At 67.9% G+C, this 18,768-nt stretch carries 11 protein-coding genes; 7 read left to right on the top strand and 4 right to left on the bottom strand.

Going from position 1 to position 18,768, the window contains the following annotated elements:
- Positions 1 to 32: 32 nt before the first annotated feature.
- On the top strand, positions 33 to 1,073 hold the full coding sequence (locus tag KME78_RS35595) for a glycosyltransferase family 2 protein (protein ID WP_308127258.1): 1,041 nt from the start codon (positions 33 to 35) through the stop codon (positions 1,071 to 1,073).
- Here the strand turns inward: KME78_RS35595 and KME78_RS35590 are convergent.
- The 3 genes from KME78_RS35590 to KME78_RS35580 form a co-directional block, all read right to left on the bottom strand.
- Entirely contained in the window at positions 1,024 to 1,815 is a 792-nt protein-coding gene (locus tag KME78_RS35590) for a GNAT family N-acetyltransferase (RefSeq protein ID WP_219533827.1), read from the bottom strand. The genes KME78_RS35595 and KME78_RS35590 overlap by 50 nt on opposite strands.
- On the bottom strand, positions 1,815 to 2,969 hold the full coding sequence (gene rffA, locus KME78_RS35585) for a dTDP-4-amino-4,6-dideoxygalactose transaminase (protein ID WP_308127257.1): 1,155 nt from the start codon (positions 2,967 to 2,969) through the stop codon (positions 1,815 to 1,817). The genes KME78_RS35590 and rffA overlap by 1 nt, the downstream gene beginning before the upstream one ends.
- Positions 2,970 to 3,056: 87 nt before the next feature.
- Positions 3,057 to 5,387 (bottom strand): hypothetical protein, encoded by a 2,331-nt coding sequence (locus tag KME78_RS35580; RefSeq protein WP_219533825.1) that lies wholly within the window; start codon positions 5,385 to 5,387, stop codon positions 3,057 to 3,059.
- A 353-nt stretch (positions 5,388 to 5,740) separates the two neighbouring features.
- Here KME78_RS35580 and KME78_RS35575 point away from each other — a divergent pair, with 353 nt between their 5' ends.
- The 4 genes from KME78_RS35575 to KME78_RS35560 all read left to right on the top strand — a co-directional run bounded on the left by KME78_RS35575 (position 5,741) and on the right by KME78_RS35560 (position 14,137).
- The gene (locus KME78_RS35575) at positions 5,741 to 8,749 is read left to right on the top strand and encodes a DUF4082 domain-containing protein (RefSeq protein WP_308127256.1); all 3,009 of its coding nucleotides are present in this window, start codon (positions 5,741 to 5,743) and stop codon (positions 8,747 to 8,749) included.
- A gap of 150 nt (positions 8,750 to 8,899) precedes the next feature.
- On the top strand, positions 8,900 to 11,269 hold the full coding sequence (locus KME78_RS35570) for a hypothetical protein (protein WP_219533823.1): 2,370 nt from the start codon (positions 8,900 to 8,902) through the stop codon (positions 11,267 to 11,269).
- A gap of 304 nt (positions 11,270 to 11,573) precedes the next feature.
- Entirely contained in the window at positions 11,574 to 12,902 is a 1,329-nt protein-coding gene (locus KME78_RS35565) for a UDP-glucose dehydrogenase family protein (RefSeq protein WP_281428944.1), read from the top strand.
- Between the two features lie 104 nt (positions 12,903 to 13,006).
- Complete coding sequence (locus KME78_RS35560) at positions 13,007 to 14,137, top strand: glycosyltransferase (RefSeq protein WP_219533822.1); 1,131 nt, start codon at positions 13,007 to 13,009, stop codon at positions 14,135 to 14,137.
- A 50-nt stretch (positions 14,138 to 14,187) separates the two neighbouring features.
- On the opposite strand, the gene KME78_RS35555 is transcribed toward KME78_RS35560, so the two are convergent.
- Positions 14,188 to 15,156, bottom strand: coding sequence for an NAD-dependent epimerase/dehydratase family protein (locus tag KME78_RS35555; RefSeq protein ID WP_219533821.1), 969 nt, complete (start codon positions 15,154 to 15,156; stop codon positions 14,188 to 14,190).
- Positions 15,157 to 15,556: 400 nt separating this feature from the next.
- On the opposite strand from KME78_RS35555, the gene asnB reads away from it, so the two are divergent.
- Both asnB and KME78_RS35545 read left to right on the top strand, forming a co-directional pair.
- Positions 15,557 to 17,458 (top strand): asparagine synthase (glutamine-hydrolyzing), encoded by a 1,902-nt coding sequence (gene asnB, locus KME78_RS35550; protein ID WP_219533820.1) that lies wholly within the window; start codon positions 15,557 to 15,559, stop codon positions 17,456 to 17,458.
- A complete protein-coding gene (locus KME78_RS35545) occupies positions 17,451 to 18,755 on the top strand; it encodes an MATE family efflux transporter (RefSeq protein ID WP_219533819.1) in 1,305 nt (434 codons plus the stop codon). Before asnB ends, KME78_RS35545 begins: the two co-directional genes overlap by 8 nt.
- Positions 18,756 to 18,768: the final 13 nt, after the last annotated feature.

The raw sequence follows: 18,768 nt of genomic DNA, 5'->3' as shown, positions 1-18,768 counted from the left end.
CGCACTCCAGATCGTCGCGTGGTGGGGGCAGCATGATTGTAACCGGCTCACACTGGATGATCGGGGGATCAATGTCGGTGTCGGTGGTAATTCCGTGTTACCGATCCGCGCGCACTCTTCCAGCGCTGGTGGCCAGGATCCTGTCGACCATGAGCGAGGCCTCCGTCCGTCACGAGGTGATCCTCGTCGTCGACGGCAGCCCGGACGACACCTGGGCGACGGCCGCCGGGCTGGCCCGTCGGCACGAGGCCGTACGAGCGATCCACCTCTCCCGCAACTACGGCCAGCACAACGCGCTGATCGCCGGCATCAGGGAGGCGGCCTTCGAGGTCGTCGTGACGATGGATGACGACCTGCAGCATCCGCCGGAGCAGATTCCGCTCCTGCTGGCCGCACTTGAGGGCGACCGTCTCGACCTGGTCTACGGCGTCTCCTACCGCGAGGAGCACGGGGTTCTGCGGAGCTTCGCCTCCCGATCGGTGAAGGCCGGGATGTCCAGCGCGCTGGGCATCCGCTCCGCCCGGGCGATCAGCGCCTTCCGCGCCTTTCGTACGCGGCTGCGCGACGGGTTCGAAGAGCTGTCGGGGCCGCACGCCTCGGTCGACGTGGCTTTGTCGTGGGCCACCTCCCAGGTGGGGTCGGTCAGCGTGCGCATGAACGAACGCGATCACGGGCGCTCCAACTACTCGGCGCGGCTGCTGATCCGGCACGCGGTGAACATGCTGCTCGGCTACAGCACGGCGCCCCTGCGGGCGGCGAGCTATCTCGGATTTCTCGTCGGCGTCGTCGGCCTGCTGCTGGGCGGGGTCGTGCTGTGGCGGTTCGCCACGGGGGAGACCACGGTGGCGGGCTTCACGACCATCGCCTCGATGGTCGCGCTCTTCTCCTCCGCGCAGCTCATCTCCATCGGTGTCCTCGGGGAGTACATCGGCCGCATTCATGGCAGCGGCATGGGCCGGCCGACCTACGTCGTGCGGGAGCGCGTCGAACCGGGCGCCGCCGCCGACGCGCGTCCCGGCGGTTCTAGCGTGCCTGCCCAGGCAGGAGCGCGCTCCGGACCAGATGAACAGTGAGCATCGTCCGTACGGGCTCGAACCCGTATCGGGCCCATGCCCGCTGCACCCGGGTGTTGTGTCCCTGGGTGGAGATGACGACCTCGCCCGCGCCGCGCGCCAGCGTGCGGTCCTCGACCGCCTTGAGCAGGTGAGCGTACAGGCCGCGGCCCTGGTGCTCGGAGACCACGCCGGCGAGCAGGATCTCCGTCCGGGCCGCATCCTCTTCCAGGGTGGCCAGCGCGAGGACGGGCGGTTCCGTCCCGGCCGCGCGCTTATCCAGCAGCGCCAGGCAGCCGCCTTCGGCGGCCGACCGCAGCGCCCATTCCTGGTAGCCGGCGATCGCGTCGGCGGCGTCGAACAGGGGATTGGCCAGGTAGTGGTTTCCGTACGCGAGGAAGATGTCGGACACCAGATCCTCGATCGCGGTGCTTCCGGTCAGCTCCGCCGCGCGCAGCTCCGGCGACGCCTCGGGCGCCCGGCCCGCTCCGGCGCGCAGCCGCCAGTACACCAGGGAGTCCGCGAAGATGGCCGTCCGGCCTGGAGTGGTCAGCTGGGCGTACCAGCCGATGTACTCGGCGGGGTAGCGAAGGACGATCACGTCCGCGGCGGATCGTACGACGGCCTCGCGGACCGCGGAGAGCGACGAGTCGGATTCGGCGGAGACGGCGAGTCGCTCCACCGAGTAGCCGAACCGCGCGGACTCGAGCGGAGACTTCCGCGGCTCCACGGCTTCCGACTCGATCACGTCCTGCCAGGCCATCAGCTCACCTCGTAGGTGCGGACCGCGTCGATCACGCGTGACAGGCCGGCGTCGTCCAGGTCGGCGAACAGCGGCAGCCGTACGAGCCGGTCGGCGACCTCCTCCGTGACCGGGCAGCCACCCGGGGCCGTCCGCCCGTACCGCAGGCCCGCGGGTGAATCGTGGAGCGGCTGGTAGTGGAAGGCCGCCTGCGCGCCACGGTCGGCGAGATGGCCGATGAAGGCCTGGCGGTTCGCCAGGTCGGGGAGCAGCAGGTAGTACAGGTGCGCCGGATGTGTGCATCCGTCCGGGATCGTCGGCTGGGCGACCCCGTTCTCCGCGGCCCAGTCCGCCAGTTCCTCGTGGTACCTGTGCCACGCGGACTGACGCCGGAACTGGATCTTGTCGAACGATTCCAGTTGCGAGGTGAGCTGCGCGGCGAGCACGTCCGAGGGCAGGTAGCTGGACCCGATGTCGACCCACCGGTACTTGTCCACCTGGCCGCGGAAGAACCGGCTCCGGTCGGTGCCCTTCTCCCTGACGATCTCCGCGCGCTCGACGAGGCCGGCGTCGTTCAGGAGCAGCGCGCCGCCCTCTCCGCACTGCACGTTCTTCGTCTCGTGGAAGCTCTGGGCGGTCATGCAGCCGAACGACCCGAGCGGACGGTCCTGATAGAACCCGCCCAGTCCATGGGCGTTGTCCTCGATGACCGCGAGGCCGTGCCGTCGGGCGAGTTCGCCGATCTCGTCCATCGCGCACCCGACACCCGCGTAGTGGACGACCACGACGGCCCGGGTGCGGTCGGTGATCGCGGCTTCGAGCAGCCGTTCATCCAGGTTCAGCGTGTCCGGCCGGCAGTCGGCGAACACCGGGACGGCCCCGCGCAGCGCGTAGGCGTTGGCCGTCGACATGAAGGTGAACGACGGCATGATCACCTCGTCGCCGGGCCGCAGGTCGAGCAGGAGCGCCGACATCTCCAGCGCGTGTGTGCACGAGGTGGTCAGCAGCGCCCGGCGGGCTCCGGTGATCTCCCTGAGGAGACGGGTGGCCCGCTCGGTGAAGGGCCCGTCCCCGCGGGTGAACCGCCGGAGTACGGCCTCCGCCAGGTAGTCGAGCTCGTTCTCCGAGATGTGCGGCACGTTGAAGGGGATCGCCGTCAGGCCGGTTGCGTTCACGAACGCAGTGAACAACGGCCCGGGGCGGCCGACACGCATGGTGCCGTGTGGCTGGATGAGGCATTACGCAAGCCTTACCTCACCACCTCAGATCGAGCCGTCCGTCAGCCGATAGACGGCGTAATCGCCGGACCGGAACTGGAATTGCGCGAAATCGCCGATCCGCGGGCTGGGATTCGCCCGGAGCTCGTCGACGAAGAGCCAGCGCACCCCGTAGCGCTCACGCAGCTGCCACATGGCGGTCCGGCTCGGCGACTCGAAGGCCGTGTCGTTCAGCTTGATCAGTTCGGTGTCCCAGAACGGCAGGCCCTCCGGCAGCAGTCCCGGACGCCAGTGGCTCAGGTTCGTGGCCGTGTAGGCCCAGCCTTCGACCAGCACGTGCCGTTCCGACAATGCGGCCACCCACGGGTATCGGGTGTCGCACGGATTCTCGTACCCCAGGCGGCAGTGCGTGTTCGTGGCCACCAGGTCGTCCGGCTCGGAATGGTCGCGCAGCCACCGTCCGGCGGCCAGGGTCCCTTGGGGGATCACCCGGTTCTCCACCGGTCTGACCACCGGGTTGGGATCCTCCCCGGTGACGTTGTCGATGGCGGAAAGGACGCGTGCGTGCCAGTACGCGGGCAGGCCGATGGCCGCGAACGCGACGAGCACGAGGGCGCAGGCGTGGGCGCGTCCCTTCAGGAAAGCCAGGAGGAGGCCCGCCAGCACGGTCAGGGCCACCAGGGTGAGGTACGGCCGGTACAGGATCCCGTCCGCCTGGCCGGAGCCCAGCGGAATCTTGACGCCACAGAGGAGGGGGATCAGGTACGCGGCGACGAGCCCCGCGACGGTCGAGCACACCACCGCCTTGGGCGACACCCGTGCCCGCCGCAGGAGCATGAGGATCCCATAGGCCGCGACGGCCGCCAGATAGGGGTAGGCCCCCCAGAAGAAGAAGAGCTGGCTCTGGCCCGGGTGCCCGAGCAGCAGCACCGCGCCGAGCCCGGCCGCGCCCATGCCGAGCATGAGGCTCACCCGTGGCCGCATGAGCAGCTTCGGCCTGCTCAGCAGCCCGAGGATGCCGGACCAGGTCACGGCCCAGCAGAGCAGGTACACCAGGGTGATGGCCAGCGTCGAGCCCGGCGAGGGCGTGGTCAGGCCGGTGAGCTTGCTCCAGGTGCCGCGCGTGAAGGACAGCGGGTCCGTGACCAGCCCTTGCCGCTCCCGGCCGAACAGGACGAACTGCGCGAAGAACACGCATGCCACGGTCATTCCCAGCAGGATGAGTACGGGTGTGGCCGGCCGGCGCCGCCTCATCACGTCGACCGCGGCCACGAGCAGCAGTCCGGCGCCGAGCAGCGGCAGATAGGTGGCTTTGGCGCCGGTCAGCACCACCAGGAAGAGCCCGGCCAGCAGCCAGGTGCCGGTGTCGCGCCCCCGGCGCTCGAGAAGGTCCACGAGGATGAGGACGAGGGGAGCGAACAGCAGGGCGCCCAGCGTCTGCGTCGGGCTGATATACGCGGTGTCCGGCACTCCTCCCCAGGTGAACACCCCGTTCGTGCCCAGGTACAGGCTCGGGGCGCCCACGAAGATCGTGCCCACGAGAGCGACGGCCCCGCCGATCCACGAGCCCGTGACGCGGCGCCCGGTCATGCCGGCCAGGACGACGAACGCGGCCAGCATGGGCAGCATCCCCAGGCGGTACAGCAGGACAAGAGGTTCCACTCCGGACAGCCAGCTGGCCGCCGCGAGATGCGCGTAGACGAACCAGTGGTACGCCAGAGGCTCACCCACGACCATCGGCACCGAGGGCGGCACATGATGCTTCAACTCGCCGATCAACGCCAGATGGAACGGCATATCGGGAGCCGACGCCCCGAGACCGGGCCAGGTGATGGGGTGGGTGCCGAAGAACTTGAGCGCGCTGCAGCCGGTCAGGAGGGCGATGACGAGGGCGAGGGCCCAGGACCACCACAGGGGAGTCGCCGGGCGGGATCCGGCCCGCCAGTGCCTGCGCAGGGAGGGGACCGCGAGGAAGAGCGCGTACGTGGTCAACGGCCACGCCACGACGAGCAGCGGCATTCCGACGGCGCGCGCGCCTATGTAGACCAGGATCTCCACGGCGTAACCGAACGCCAGGCCCAGGGCGATCTCCTCTGCCGCTGTGCGCGGAGCGCGGTACAGGGCCCTGATCACCAGGACACCGGGCAGCGCCAGCCCCAGGACGACGTAGATGGCGAACAGCGCCATGTCCGTGCCGGACACTCCATAGCGCACCAGTACGGCAGCGGTGAAAGCCGTCACGAAGGCGGCCGCGAGCCGGCCTGACAGTGCGGGCCACCAGCGGGCCGGGCGCCGGGCGCCTCGTGCGTGCCGAGTTGTCTCCACGATGCTCAGCCCGCTCAGCGCGGAACCGTTGACAGGCGAGATCTTGTCCATGGCCGCAAGCTTGATGCGGCGATGGCGTCGATCGGGCCGGGCCCTCTGCTCGCGGTTGTTTCTTGCCGGTTCCTTGTCCGGGCCAATGGGTGATGGCTCGCGTTCTCCGGAGATATGCCGATCTCTGCGGCGAATGAGGTGTTAGCGGAGAATCAATATCAGCGTCCTTCCTGCTGGGAAATCGCCCTGCCCGAACCCGACTAACGAAAGAGCCCGGCATCGTTGTATTCATTTGCTCATGACCCCCCGTGACGGCTGAATCCAGGGGGTGCATCATGCCCGGCAGTGAGAAAAAGACCGGTTTGTGGCAGCGGACATTTCGCAGCCCGCCACTTGTAGTGGGTGCGGGCATTGTGGCCGCGCTGGGCATCCTCGGCGCCGCCCGGGTGCCGGTCGGCGAGAACGGTGTGGTCACCGCGCATGTCATCTCCTACCCGGACCAGGGCGCGACGGCGCAGTCCGCACCCGCGGTCCCTCGCATCAGCGAGGCCGCGCGCAAGGGCTTGGCAGCGATCAAGGCCACCCACGTCCGCCCACCGGGCCGGCCCGGGAGGCGGCATGCCGTGAGGGCGGCGGATCCCTGCCCGCCGACCTCGGTCATCTGCGTGGAGAACGCCCTTCCCGGCAATCCGCCGACCGAGTGGGACGTGGTGGGGGCGGGCAGCCCCACTATTCAGGGATATGCGACGGATATCAGCATCAACAAAGGGACGACCGTAGATTTCAAGGTGGACACGGACGCCACCGACTACCGGATGGACATCTATCGCATCGGCTACTACAGCGGCATGGGAGCGCGACTGATCGCCACCGTGCAACCGTCCGCCGCGCTGCCTCAGGTGCAGCCCACGTGCGACAGCGATGATGTCACCGGACTGGTCGACTGCGGCAATTGGGCGGTGTCCGCGTCCTGGGCGGTGCCGAGCACCGCCGTCTCCGGCGTGTACATCGGGAAGCTGGTACGCGAAGACGGCACGCCCGGTGAGAGCCAGATCACCTTCGTCGTCCGAGATGACACGCGTGGCGCGGACCTCCTGGTGCAGACCTCTGACGCGACGTGGACGGCGTACAACAACTACGGCGGAAACAGCCTGTACACCGGCAGCCCGGCGGGACGTGCCTTCAAGGTCAGCTACAACCGGCCGTTCAACAACCGGAGCGCCGAAGTCAGCGGCGCGGCGGAGTCCTTCTTCTACAACTCCGAATACCCGATGATCAGATGGCTTGAGGCCAACGCCTATGACGTGAGCTACGCCACGAACGTCGACACCGCCAGGTCGGGGGCGGAGCTGCTCGAGCATCGAGCGTTCCTGTCGAGCGGCCATGACGAGTACTGGTCCGAGGACATGCGGAACAACATCGAGGCCGCCCGCGCCAGCGCCGTCAACCTGATGTTCTTCTCGGGCAACGAGATGTTCTGGAAGACCAGGTGGGAGCCGAGCATCGACGGCGCGGCCACGCCGTTCCGGACCATGGTCTGCTACAAGGAGACGCTGGCGAACGCCAAGATCGACCCCAGTCCGCAATGGACCGGCACCTGGCGTGACCCGCGTTTCTCGCCGCCGTCGAACGGCGGCCGGCCGGAGAACGCCGTGACCGGCACGATGTTCGCGGTCAACGGCACCGTCGCCGACTCGGTAGCCGTTCCCGCGTCCTACCGGAGCCTGCGGCTGTGGCGCAACACGTCCGTGGCGAATCTCCTGCCCGGGCAGACGGCGATCTTCCCAGCTGGAACGCTGGGCTATGAATGGGACTCGGCGCCTGACAACCTGACGACCCCCGCGGGCTCGGTGAAGTTCTCCAGCATGACGATGGGCCGGATGGACAAGATCCTGCTCAACTTCGGCGGCGGATACGGCGCCGGGGTCGCGACCCACAATCTGATCCTCTACCGGCATTCGAGCGGTGCGCGCGTCTTCGGCGCGGGCACCGTGCAGTGGGCGTGGGGGCTCGACGCCGTTCACTACCGGCCTGGTACGCCTACGGACATCCGGATGCAGCAGGCGACCGTCAATCTCTTCGCCGACATGAGGCTGCAGCCGGCGAGCCTGCAGGCGGGCCTGGTTCCGGCGACCGCGTCACCGGACACCTCCCCTCCGACGACAACGATCACGAGCCCGTCCATCGGCGCCACTGTGCCGAGCAACACCACGGTCTCCATCCGGGGGACGGCGGTCGACCTCGGGGGCGGACAGCTGGGGGGCGTCGAAGTCTCCCCGGACGGCGGCAACCGGTGGTTCCAGGCGAAGGGACTCGCGGACTGGCAGTTCAGCTGGACGACCGGCGCGGCCGGGCCGGTGACGATTTTGGCGCGGGCGGTCGACGACAGCGGGAATCTCCAGACGACGCCGACCCAGCGGCCCGTCACCGTGACCACGCCATGTCCCTGCACCACGTGGCCGCCGTCCGCGACGCCCGCCACCGCTTCGCAGAATGATCCCTCCGGGACGGAGGTGGGCGTGAAATTCCAGCCCACCAGTCCGGGTCACATAACCGGCATCAGATTTTACAAAGGGGCGCTCAACACGGGAACGCACACGGGTAGTCTCTGGACCTCCACGGGTCAGCTTCTGGCCAGAGCGACGTTCACCAGTGAAACGGCGAGCGGCTGGCAGCAGGTGAACTTCTCCACGTCCGTCGCGGTGAGCGCCAACACCACCTATGTCGCCTCGTATTACGCGCCGTCCGGGAGGTATTCGGTGACCCGCCCGTATTTCAATCAGCAGTATTCGTCGGGGCTGCTCATCGGACTGGCGAACAGCGCCGTCACCCCAGGCAACGGGGTCTATTCGTACAGCGCGACGCCCGTCTTTCCCACGAGTACCTACCAGGCCACGAACTACTGGGTGGACGTGGTGTTCTCGCCGTCGAGCACGCTGTGGGACGAGACGGCCGTACCGGCGCTCGATTCCAGCGGCGACACCAAGGCGGTCGTCGTCGGGACGAAGTTCAGTCCCACCTCGGACGGGGTCGCCACCGGGGTCCGGTTCTACAAGTCTCCGCAGAACACGGGACTCCACACCGGGACTCTGTGGACGGCCGGCGGTCAACTGCTGGCCAGCGCGACGTTCGCCAACGAGACGGCATCCGGGTGGCAGCAGGCGAACTTCGCGACACCGGTCCCGCTCACCGCGAACACCACGTATGTGATCGCCTATCACATGCCCCAGGGAAATTACTCGACAACCAGGCCGTTCTTCACGACGGGATATGGCCGCGGTCCGCTCTACGCACCGGCCGGTACCGAGGTGGCGGGAAGCAACGGGGTGTACAAGTACGGGACGCCGACCACGTTCCCCAACAATACCTATCAGGTCACCAATTACTGGGTCGATGTGCTGTTCGACGCCGCAGCGAGTTAGCGCGCCGTCATCATGGAAATGACCCGGTCCGAGGCTGATGAGCCTCGGGCCGGGTCATTTCTACAAAAACCCACAAAGGGCAGGCAAGAACATCGCCGTGCTGGGGCGTTCGCACCTGTCCGGGGCGCCGGTGTGGTCAAGCTTGCGTGCATGGCCGAAGCTCCGCCCTTTCTGCACTCCGCGCTGCACTCCTCCGCACCCACGTCGGAGCCCGGCGTAGCCGGACCACCGCCCGGGGGGAAGCCCACCTCACTACTGAGGCGCTGCGCGACCTGGCTTCCGGCGACGGCCGTGGTCGCCTGCGTCGGGGTCGCGCTGGGGTTCTACGGCGTCTCCGCCGCGGACCTGGCCGTCTTCAGCCTCTACATCGCCCTGGGTGTCGCGCTGCCGGGCCTGCTGTGGGTCCGAGTGCTGTACCGGGGTACGCCCACGCTGACGGAGGGGCTCGCGCTCGGCGTGACGCTCGGCTACGCGCTGGAAGTCCTCACCTACATACCGGCTCGCGCGCTCGGGGTGCCGCTGCTGGTGCTGGCCTGGCCGATCAGCACCTATGTGCTCTTCCTCGCCGTTCCTCGGCTGCGCAGGCATTGGAGGGGCGCCCCCGACGCGGACAGGACGCCGCTGTGGTGGTCCTGGTGCACCGCGCTGATCATGATGTATCTGATCGTGTGGTCCGCCGTCAACGTCTTCAGAACCCAGGCCCTCACCTGGCCGGCGATCGGGACGTCGTTCATCGACATGCCCTTTCACCTGGCCCTGGCCGGTGAGCTGAAGAACCACATGCCGCCCATGGTGCCGACGGTCGCCGGCGAATCCCTCGTCTACCACTGGTTCGTCTACGCGCATGTCGCGGCGGCCAGCTGGGTCACCGGGGTGGAACCACTGGTCCTGCTCTTCCGCCTCGCCATCCTGCCCATGCTCGCCGCCCTCGTCGTCATCCTCGGGATGATCGGCCGTCGCATCACGCACTCGAACATGGGAGCGCTGGCCGGCCTCGCGAGCACGCTGCTCATCGCGGCGCCGAGCCTGTATCTGGGCGAGGCCAGCGGACTGCTCACCTGGAAGACCGTGCAGTCATGGTCGAGCCCGACCCAGACCTTCGGCGCCCTGTTCTTCGCCCCGATCGTCCTGCTCCTCATCGATCTTCTCGGTCACAAGCCACAGCCACGGGGCAGGTGGGTGCTCCTGGGGATCATGCTCGTGGCGGTCATGGGGGCCAAGGCCATCTATCTGCCGCTGCTCATGGCGGGGCTCGCGGCGGTCGTGCTGGTCGAGGCGGTCAAGTGGTTCGCCCTGCCCCGGCGACCGCTCGCCGCGCTCGGACTCACCGCGGCGTGCCTGCTCTTCGCGCAGTGCGTGCTGTTCGGCGGCGCGCGGCAGGGGCTCCTGATCGATCCGTTGTCGATCATGCGCCTGACGTTGCGGAGCATGACCGGACTGGAGGTCGGGGGCGAGTTCTCGCCGGCCGTCACGATCGGCGCCGCCCTGCTGTGCGTCCTGTGCGGGGTCATCACGTGGTGCGGGATCTTCGGGCTCGTAGGCAGGCCGCACCTGCTCGTGCGGCCTGTGGTGGTCCTGGTGCTCAGCATGAGCGCGGCCGGTCTCGCGGCGGCGCTCGTCTTCGGCCACCCGCATCAGTCCCAGGGGTATTTCCTCCAGGCGTCCTATCCCTACCTGGCGATGGTCGCGGTGTACGGGCTCATGCTCATCGTGCGGAAGGCGCGCGTGCGGTTCTGGGCGATGGCGTGCGCGGCCGGGGTGGGGGTGGTGGCCGTCTACGCCATCCGGACGCTCTGCGGCGTCAGGATCCCGCTGGATCCGGGCCAGGACGAGATCATCCTGTTCCTGCCGTACGTCGCGCTGCTGGGTGTGGTCCTGCTGGCCGTCGTCGTGCTGCGGGCCGCTCGCCAGAGCGGGCTCCGTACCTGTGCGCTGGTGATCTGCATGGTCACGGCCGCCGGCACGCCCGCCGCCTGGTTCGCCCGGGTCATGCCCGGTACGTTCAGAAGCCCGGTAGCCGCTGCCCAGAATCCGAACGGGGTGGCCGCCGGCCATAACGCGCCCGTGTCGCCGGAGGCGATTCCCGAGGGCGCCTTCACGGCCGGGCGGTGGCTGCGTGCCCACTCGGCTGCCGACGATCTCGTCGCGACGAACGTGCACTGCCGTACGGGCTTCGAGAACCCGTGTGACAGCCGTGAGTTCTGGGCGACCGCGCTGAGCGAGCGGCGGATGCTGGTCGAAGGATGGGCCTACACGGTGACCAACATGGACAACTGGCGACCCGGTGAGGTGGTGGAGACCCGGCCGTTCTGGGATCGCGACCGGCTCCTGGCCAACGACGTGGTGTTCCAGGCGCCTTCGGCGGAGGCGGTCCGGCGCCTGCGGGACGTCTATGGGGTGCGGTGGCTCTTCGTGGACGAGAGCCGGATGAGTCCCGGCGCCGACCTCGGCCCCTTCGCCGACCTTCAGCTCCGTGCCGGTGATTACGCCGTCTACCGGCTGCCCCCGACGGGCCAGTGACTGTGGCCGGCGAGGCGTGAAATTTCGTCCGCAGGACGCGGACCGCACGGCACCCATATGGCGCAGTACTCCGCACGAGCGGAGTGCTGCGCATTTTCGTTGATGCGGCAGGGGAAATCATTCTCGGTTGTCCACCGCATATAACCAGATTTGACGGAAGCTCTGCCATGTCTTCAGCCGTTGACCGCCGCGTCACAGCCGTCGCCGAGTTAGAAAGTAATGTGATCTGGTCGGACTCGGGCGACGTGGACGGATACGACATCGCCCCACCGGCATTTTCGATTACCGAGCAGGGGAGAAACTTTTGCAGCCGCAATCGATCGAGCCCTCCGAACACCTCCGAATAAGTGTGATCGGCGCCGGATATCTGGGCACCGCCCACGCGGTGGGCATGGCCCAGCTCGGCCACGATGTCATCGCCATGGACATCGAGAAGGAGAAGATCGCGCGGCTGTCCGCGTGCGAGCTGCCCTTCTTCGAGCCTGGCCTCGGTGAGTTGCTCCGCAAGAGCGTGGAGGCGGGCCGGCTCCGCTTCACCACGGAGTACGACGATGTCGCCGAGGCGGACGTCCATTTCGTCTGCGTGGGCACACCGCAGCTGCCCGGCTCCTTCAACGCGGATCTGCGGTGGGTCGAGACGGCCTTCACCGAGTTGGCGCGACGGGTGGCCGGACCGGCGATCATCGTGGGGAAGTCCACGGTGCCGGTGGGGACCGCGCGGCGCATGGCCGATGTCGTCCGCCACCACACCGGCGGCAGCCGGGTGGAGGTGGCCTGGAATCCGGAGTTCCTTCGCGAAGGGCACGCCGTCCAGGACACGCTCCAACCCGATCGGCTCATCTTCGGGGTGGAGTCGCAGTGGGCGGAGCAACTGCTGCGGGCCGTCTACCAGCCGATCATTGAGGACGGCTGTCCTCTCGTGGTGACCGACTACGCCACTGCCGAGCTCGTCAAGGTTTCGGCCAACGCGTTTCTCGCGATGAAGATCTCCTTCATCAACTCCGTGGCGCAGATATGTGAGGCCACCGGCGCCGCGGTGCTGCCGCTGGCCGAGGCGCTCGGCTACGACGACAGAATCGGCCGGCGTTTCCTGGGCCCCGGGCTCGGCTTCGGTGGCGGCTGCCTGCCCAAGGACGTTCGTGCCCTGTACGCCTGCGCGACGGAGCTCGGCCTGGACGAGGTCGCCACGTTCATCAGGCAGATCGACGCCATCAATCTGAGTCGCCGGGACCGCGCCCTCACGCTCGGCCGGGACCTCCTGGGCGGCACGTACGAGGGAAAGCGGGTCTGCGTCCTCGGCGCCGCGTTCAAGCCGAACACCGACGACGTCCGGGATTCTCCCGCGCTGGCCGTGGCGGTCGCCGCCCATCGCGAGGGCGCGCGGGTCGCCATGCACGATCCCGTCGCGATGAACAGCGCATGGCTCGTCCACCCGGAGATCGAGTACGCCGAGACGATTGTCACGGCCGCGCGGGAGGCCGACCTCGTCATGCTGCTGACCGACTGGACCGAGTTCCAGGACATGGATCCCGCGCTGCTCAGCAACGTGGTTCGAAGCCGGAACGTGCTGGACGGGCGCAACGCGCTGAGGCCGGAACGCTGGCGCGCGGCCGGTTGGACCTATCGCGCTTGACCTGACTCTCGATTTCGACCAGGGGTGGACGTGCGGCTCACGCAGGTCCACCCCTTCGAGAAAAGTGATCCTTTTAGGCACGTGGCAACGATTGGGGTCGCATCATGAGGACACTGCACGTCTGCGAAGTCATCAAGGACCTGGGGGTCGGCGGCGCGGAGATGCTGCTCGTCGAGCGACTGCTGGCCGCGCCGCCCACGGGCGTGCGCTACACGGTCGTCTGCCAGAGCGCGGCGACCGACGAGCTCATCGAGCGACTGCGGCTGGCGGAGATAGAGGTGATCTGTCTCGCCGCCTGGCCGCGGCGGCTCCGCCTCGCCCGTCTGGCGGTCGAGGTCAGACGCTTGCGCCCGCACGTGCTCAACCTCCATTCGCCCGTGCCCGCGTCGCTGCTCCGGCTGACGTCGCGGCTGTCCAGGCCGAGGCCCGCGCTGGTCTCGACCGTGCACAACGTCCGCTACCGCCTGCCGACGATGCTGCTCGACCGGGCGACAGGATGGCTGGACGACCGGACCGTGGCCGTCTCTCCGCAGGTCGCGCGGGCCATCGTCAGCAGGGGCGCGCGCAACCTGTCGACCAGGATCCACGGCATCAACGTCGCGGAGCAGCGCCGCCGGGCGGGGGAGGCGGCGCGGACGAGGCAGGAGTGGAACGTTTCCGAGTCCGCCTTCGTCATCGCGCACGTCGGCAACTTCCGTCCGCAGAAGCAGCACGGCGTGCTCATCGAGGCGGCGGCCAAGGTGGTCGACCGCGATCCGCGAGCTGTCTTTCTGCTGGCCGGCACCGGTCCCTTGCAGGAGGAGACGGCGCGCCGCGTCGCCGAGCTCCAGTCGGACGGTGTACGGCTCCTCGGACATGTGCCGGACGCCGCCCGGCTGATCGCTTCGGCGGATCTGCTCGTGCTCAGCTCGGCGCACGAAGGGCTGCCGGTCGTGGTCATGGAGGCGCTGGCGGCCGGCGTGCCGGTGGTGTCCACGGCCGTCGGAGGGGTACCTGACCTGATCGACAACGGCCGGAACGGCCTCCTGACCAGGCCTGGAGACCCCGATGCGCTCGCTGGGGCCATCCTTCGGGCCATGCGGCCCGACGTTCACGCGCGGCTTCGCGAAGGGATACGGAACGGCGCTGATCCGGTGGACATAGGCCAGACGGCGGAGTGGTTCGAGCGGCTCTACGAGGAAGTCGTCACCGATGGCGGTGCTGTACCGCGCCGGCGGAAGGCCGGCCGGCTTTGACGGGCGGGCCGGATCTCGCTTGTCCACACACGAGATCCGGCGATCGCCGGCTATTCCGAGGTGGGGACGACCTCGTTCTGCAGGGTCCACTCCAACTGCGTCGTCAATCCGGTGCGCAGATCGATCGTGGGCCGATAACCGATCACGTCTTTCGCCCGGGAGACATCGGCATGCGTGTCCCGCACGTCCCCGGCCTGTCCGCGCCCGAATTCGAGGACGACCGGCCGCCCGACGACGGTGCCGACGAGGTCGGCCACGTCGAGCACCGAGGTCGTGACTCCGGTGCCGATGTTCAGGGCCTCCGCTTCGACGTCCGCGGTCATGGCCATCAGATTGGCCTGTACGGCGTCGGCGATGAAAGTGAAGTCCCTTCGCTGCTTGCCGTCGCCCAGAATCGTGACGGCCTTTCCGGTCAGCGCAGATTCGATCAACTTGCTGATCAGCATGTCACGGCGTTGCCTCGGGCCGTAGACCGTGAAATAGCGCAGGGCCACGACCGTCGGCCGGGATCGTGCGCGCCGCGCGTGAGCGAGAGCCAGCTGCTCCGCGGCGAGTTTCGTCACCCCATAGGGCGAGAGCGGGGCGGGGAGGTCCTCTTCGGTCACCGGTCCGTTGGGCGCGCCGCCGTACACACTTGACGAGGACGACACCACGACACGGCGGACAGCGGTACGGGCGGCCGCCTCCATCAGGAGATGGGTGGCGACGACGTTGCTCCGCGCGTAGCTGGTGAATTCGGCTCCCCACGAGGGCCGGACGCCGGGCCGGGCGGCGATGTGGAAGACCGTGTCCGCGCCGTCGAAGTGCGGTTCGAGGGGTAGCTCGGCGAGGTCGCCACGGATCAGGGTGAAGCGGTCGCTGGCCTCGTTCAGCCGGAGGTTCCGCTCGGTGATCTCCTGGGGATGGCCCAGGCAATGGTCGATTCCGACGACCTCGTGGCCGTCGTCGAGCAGTGATCTCGCGATGTGGGAACCGATGAACCCGGCGACTCCCGTCACGACGATACGCTGCCCCGCCATGGGATTCATTGTTCGGTTCTCCTTTAGCAGTGCGAGAAATGGAAGCCTTTTGCATTCTCTTGCCCTTCGGCGTCGAGCCGGCGGCATCGAGATGTGTGGAGTAGAAATCCGGGACGGTCTTGGCCAGCCCACCGATTTGTTCTGCGGGCCATGATAGCGAGAATGACCGAGCCTTCACGTGGAGCCACGCCCACCTTGTTGGAGATGTCACGGTGCGCGGCCCATGGTGGTCTAGGATCCATTTCCAGCGAATCAGGCCCGGACGGCGAACAGCTCAACGGAAAATCGCCCCAAAGATTACCTCGGCGAAGCGTAACGACTTTCCGGGTCCACGTGTTTCTCGAATTTGTCAGTCTGTCGGTCGACGAACACAGTTTCTGCGCCAACTGATGGAGGACCGATGTGCGGGATAGCCGGGATCGTCTCGATGACCCGTCCCGACCCGGCGCTGGTGCGCCGCATGTGCGAGGTGATCGAGCACCGTGGTCCGGACGGCGCCGGGTTCCACAGTGACGAGCACGCGGCGCTCGGCATGAGACGACTGGCGATCATCGACCTGGCCTCGGGCGACCAGCCCGTCTACAGCGAGGACGGCGAGGTCGTGGCCGTCTTCAACGGTGAGATCTACAACTTCGCCGAGCTGCGGCGAGACCTGTCCAGACGAGGGCATCGGCTGCGCGGGAGCGGTGATTCCGAGTGCCTGGTCCACCTCTACGAGGAGCACGGCACCGAGATGGTCCACCGGCTCAGGGGGATGTTCGCCTTCGCCATCTGGGATCGCGCGCGACAACGACTGGTCCTCGCCCGTGACCGCGTAGGGAAGAAACCTCTTTACTGGCGGTCGGACGGCACTTCGCTGCTGTTCGGGTCGGAGCTGAAGTCCCTGGAGCAGGATCCGCGCCTGCGCCGCGAGGTCGATCCGGTGGCCTTGGATCACTATCTGACCTACAAGTACGTCCCGGCACCGTGGTCCATCTACCAGGACGTGCGCAAACTTCCGCCCGGCCGGCTGCTGGTCTGGGAACGAGGGAACGTCTCCGTGGACCGCTACTGGACGCTGGACAGTTCGCCGCGGCCGGTGCTGGACGAGGAGGCGGAAGAGGAGCGACTGCGGGAGCTGCTCCTGGAAGCCACCCGCATCCGCATGGTGAGTGAGCGCCCCATCGGGGCGTTCCTGTCCGGCGGGGTCGACTCGTCCGCGGTGGTGGCGGCCATGGCCATGCAGAGCCACGAACAGGTGCGTACGTTCTGCATCGGTTTCGAGGACGGCGATTATGACGAGCGGCACAAGGCCCGGATGGTGGCGGAGCGATATGGCACGGACCATCATGAGCTGGTCGTCACCGCCGACCTGCTGGACGTCCTGCCGCGCATCGCCTGGCACTTCGATGAGCCGTTCGCCGATGCCTCGGCCATCCCCACGTTCTACGTCGCGGAGCTGAGCCGCAAGCACGTCACCGTGGTGCTCAACGGCGATGGTGGCGACGAGAGCTTCGGGGGATATCGGCGTTACGTTCGGATGGACCAGGCCGGGCGGATCCCGGTCATGCCTCGTGCCCTGGCGATGGCGAGCGGCCGCCTCGGCGACCTGATCGCGGATCGGACCGCCGGCGGATCTTTGCCCCGGCGGCTCGCCCGGCTGATGCAGTTCGCCGCGGAGCGCCCGGCCCGGCGCTACGCCCGCCTCATGTCCCAGTACACGCACCGGCAGAAGTTCGCCATCTACAGTGACCAGCTTCGTGAGCTGCTGGTGGGGGCGGACAGTCACCGGCTGCTCGACGAGGCGTTCGAGCGGTCATCGGCGGCGACCGACCTCGGCCGCATCCTGGACGTCGACATCGCGAGCTACCTGCCGGACGACCTCCTGGTCAAGGTGGACATCTCCACCATGGCCAACTCGCTGGAGGCCCGCTCCCCGCTCCTGGACCACCACCTGATGGAATGGGCGGCCGGGCTGCCCATCGCGCTGAAGGTACGCGACGGCGAGACGAAGGTCCTGCTCAAGCGGGCCGTCGCCCCTTGGCTGCCCAAGGAGATCCTGGGCTTTCCCAAGCAGGGATTCGACGTGCCGCTGGCGGCGTGGCTCCGGGGTGAGCTACGTGAGCTGGCCTTCGACCTGCTCACCGATGCCACCGCCCGCGACCGGGGCATGTTCCGGCCGCGGGCCGTCCGGGAACTGCTCCAGCGGCACATCGAAGGGGCCGACCACAGTGTTCAGTTGTGGGCTCTCCTGCAGTTCGAACTCTGGTACCGAGCGCATGTAACCGTTTGTGCCCAGAAAGATCACTTGAGCGATGCGTAGCCAGCGCGAGGTGACGTCGAGCGCCGCCGTCGGCGATGGGCCCTCCTCCGGAGTTCTGCTCCTTCGGGCCTTGATCTTCTCGGGGAACTCGAATACGGCCAAGATCGTACAGACGGTGGTGAGCCAGGGGCTCCGCCTGCTGCTGGCCACATTCACCAGCATTCTGATCGCCCGCTACCTCCAGCCGGAGGGCCGGGGTCTGTACGCGATGATCGTCAGCCTGGTCAGCACGTCCGTCATTCTTGGGCATTTCACCATCGTCAATTCCCAGATCGCGTTCTGGAAGGACGGCGCTCTCAGTCGTGCGCTGACCGCCAACGGCCTCCTGCTCGGGGTGGGGCTGGGAGCGGTGGCCGCCCTGGGCGCCTTCGCCGTGTCACCGCTGGTGTTTCCGAACCGGCCGGCCCTGATCCTGGCGGTGGCTCTGTCGGCGGTGCCCGCCATGGCGGCGATCATCAACCTGCGGGGCATCCTGACGCTCCAGGCCAGGGTGGAGCTGGTCAACCGCAGTATCCTCATTTCCGGCCTGGTCAGCTGCGTGTCCCTGGTCCTGCTGGCGGTGCTGGGCCACTTCACGATCTTCACGGTCATCGTCGTGTGGACCGTTTCCGCAGCCCTGCCGCTCCCGTTGTACCTGCGGGCGTTGCGCCCGAACCTCAGCCACGCCACCAGGGAACTCGCCGTGCGCCAACTCAGTCTGGCGGGGCGCTACTACATCGGGAACAACGCCCAGTATCTCCTGCTGTATTCGGTGGCGGACATCATGCTGCTCAACACACTGGCGTCCGCGTCCGAGGCGGGTCTCTACAGCGTGGCGGTAGTCGTGACCACGATAGCCAGGGTGCCCGCGGAGGCCGTCATTCAGGTCGTCCTGCCACAGCAGGCCGGCGGTGACCTGACCACGTCCGCGGCGGCGACCGCGCGAGCGCTGCGGCTCTCGTTGCTCTGTTCGACGGGCTGCGCGTTCCTCATCGCCGCCGCCTCCCCGCTGCTGGTCCCCTGGGTGTTCGGTCCCTCGTACGAGGGCAGCGTCCTGCCGCTGGTCGTCCTGGCCCCGGGGGTCGCCGCGTTCGGCGTGGTGCGCCTCACGATGCAGTACCTGATCCGGCTCGACCGCCCCCTCACGATGTCCGGGATCACCATCGGAGCACTCGCCGTGAACATCGCGCTCGACCTGCTGCTGATCCCCAGCCTGGGGGCGGTGGGCGCCGCGCTGTCATCCTCGATCGCTTACGGCCTGCTGGCGGTCATCGAGGTCATGCGATTCTTCCGGGCCCGCGCGTCCGCAGCTGAGTAAACATCACGAAAGG

The organism is Nonomuraea guangzhouensis, assembly GCF_019396345.1.
Taxonomy (GTDB): Bacteria; Actinomycetota; Actinomycetes; order Streptosporangiales; family Streptosporangiaceae; genus Nonomuraea; species Nonomuraea guangzhouensis.
The sequence above is the reverse complement of the archived record's forward strand: the minus strand, read 5'-3'. Positions and strand labels throughout refer to the sequence as shown.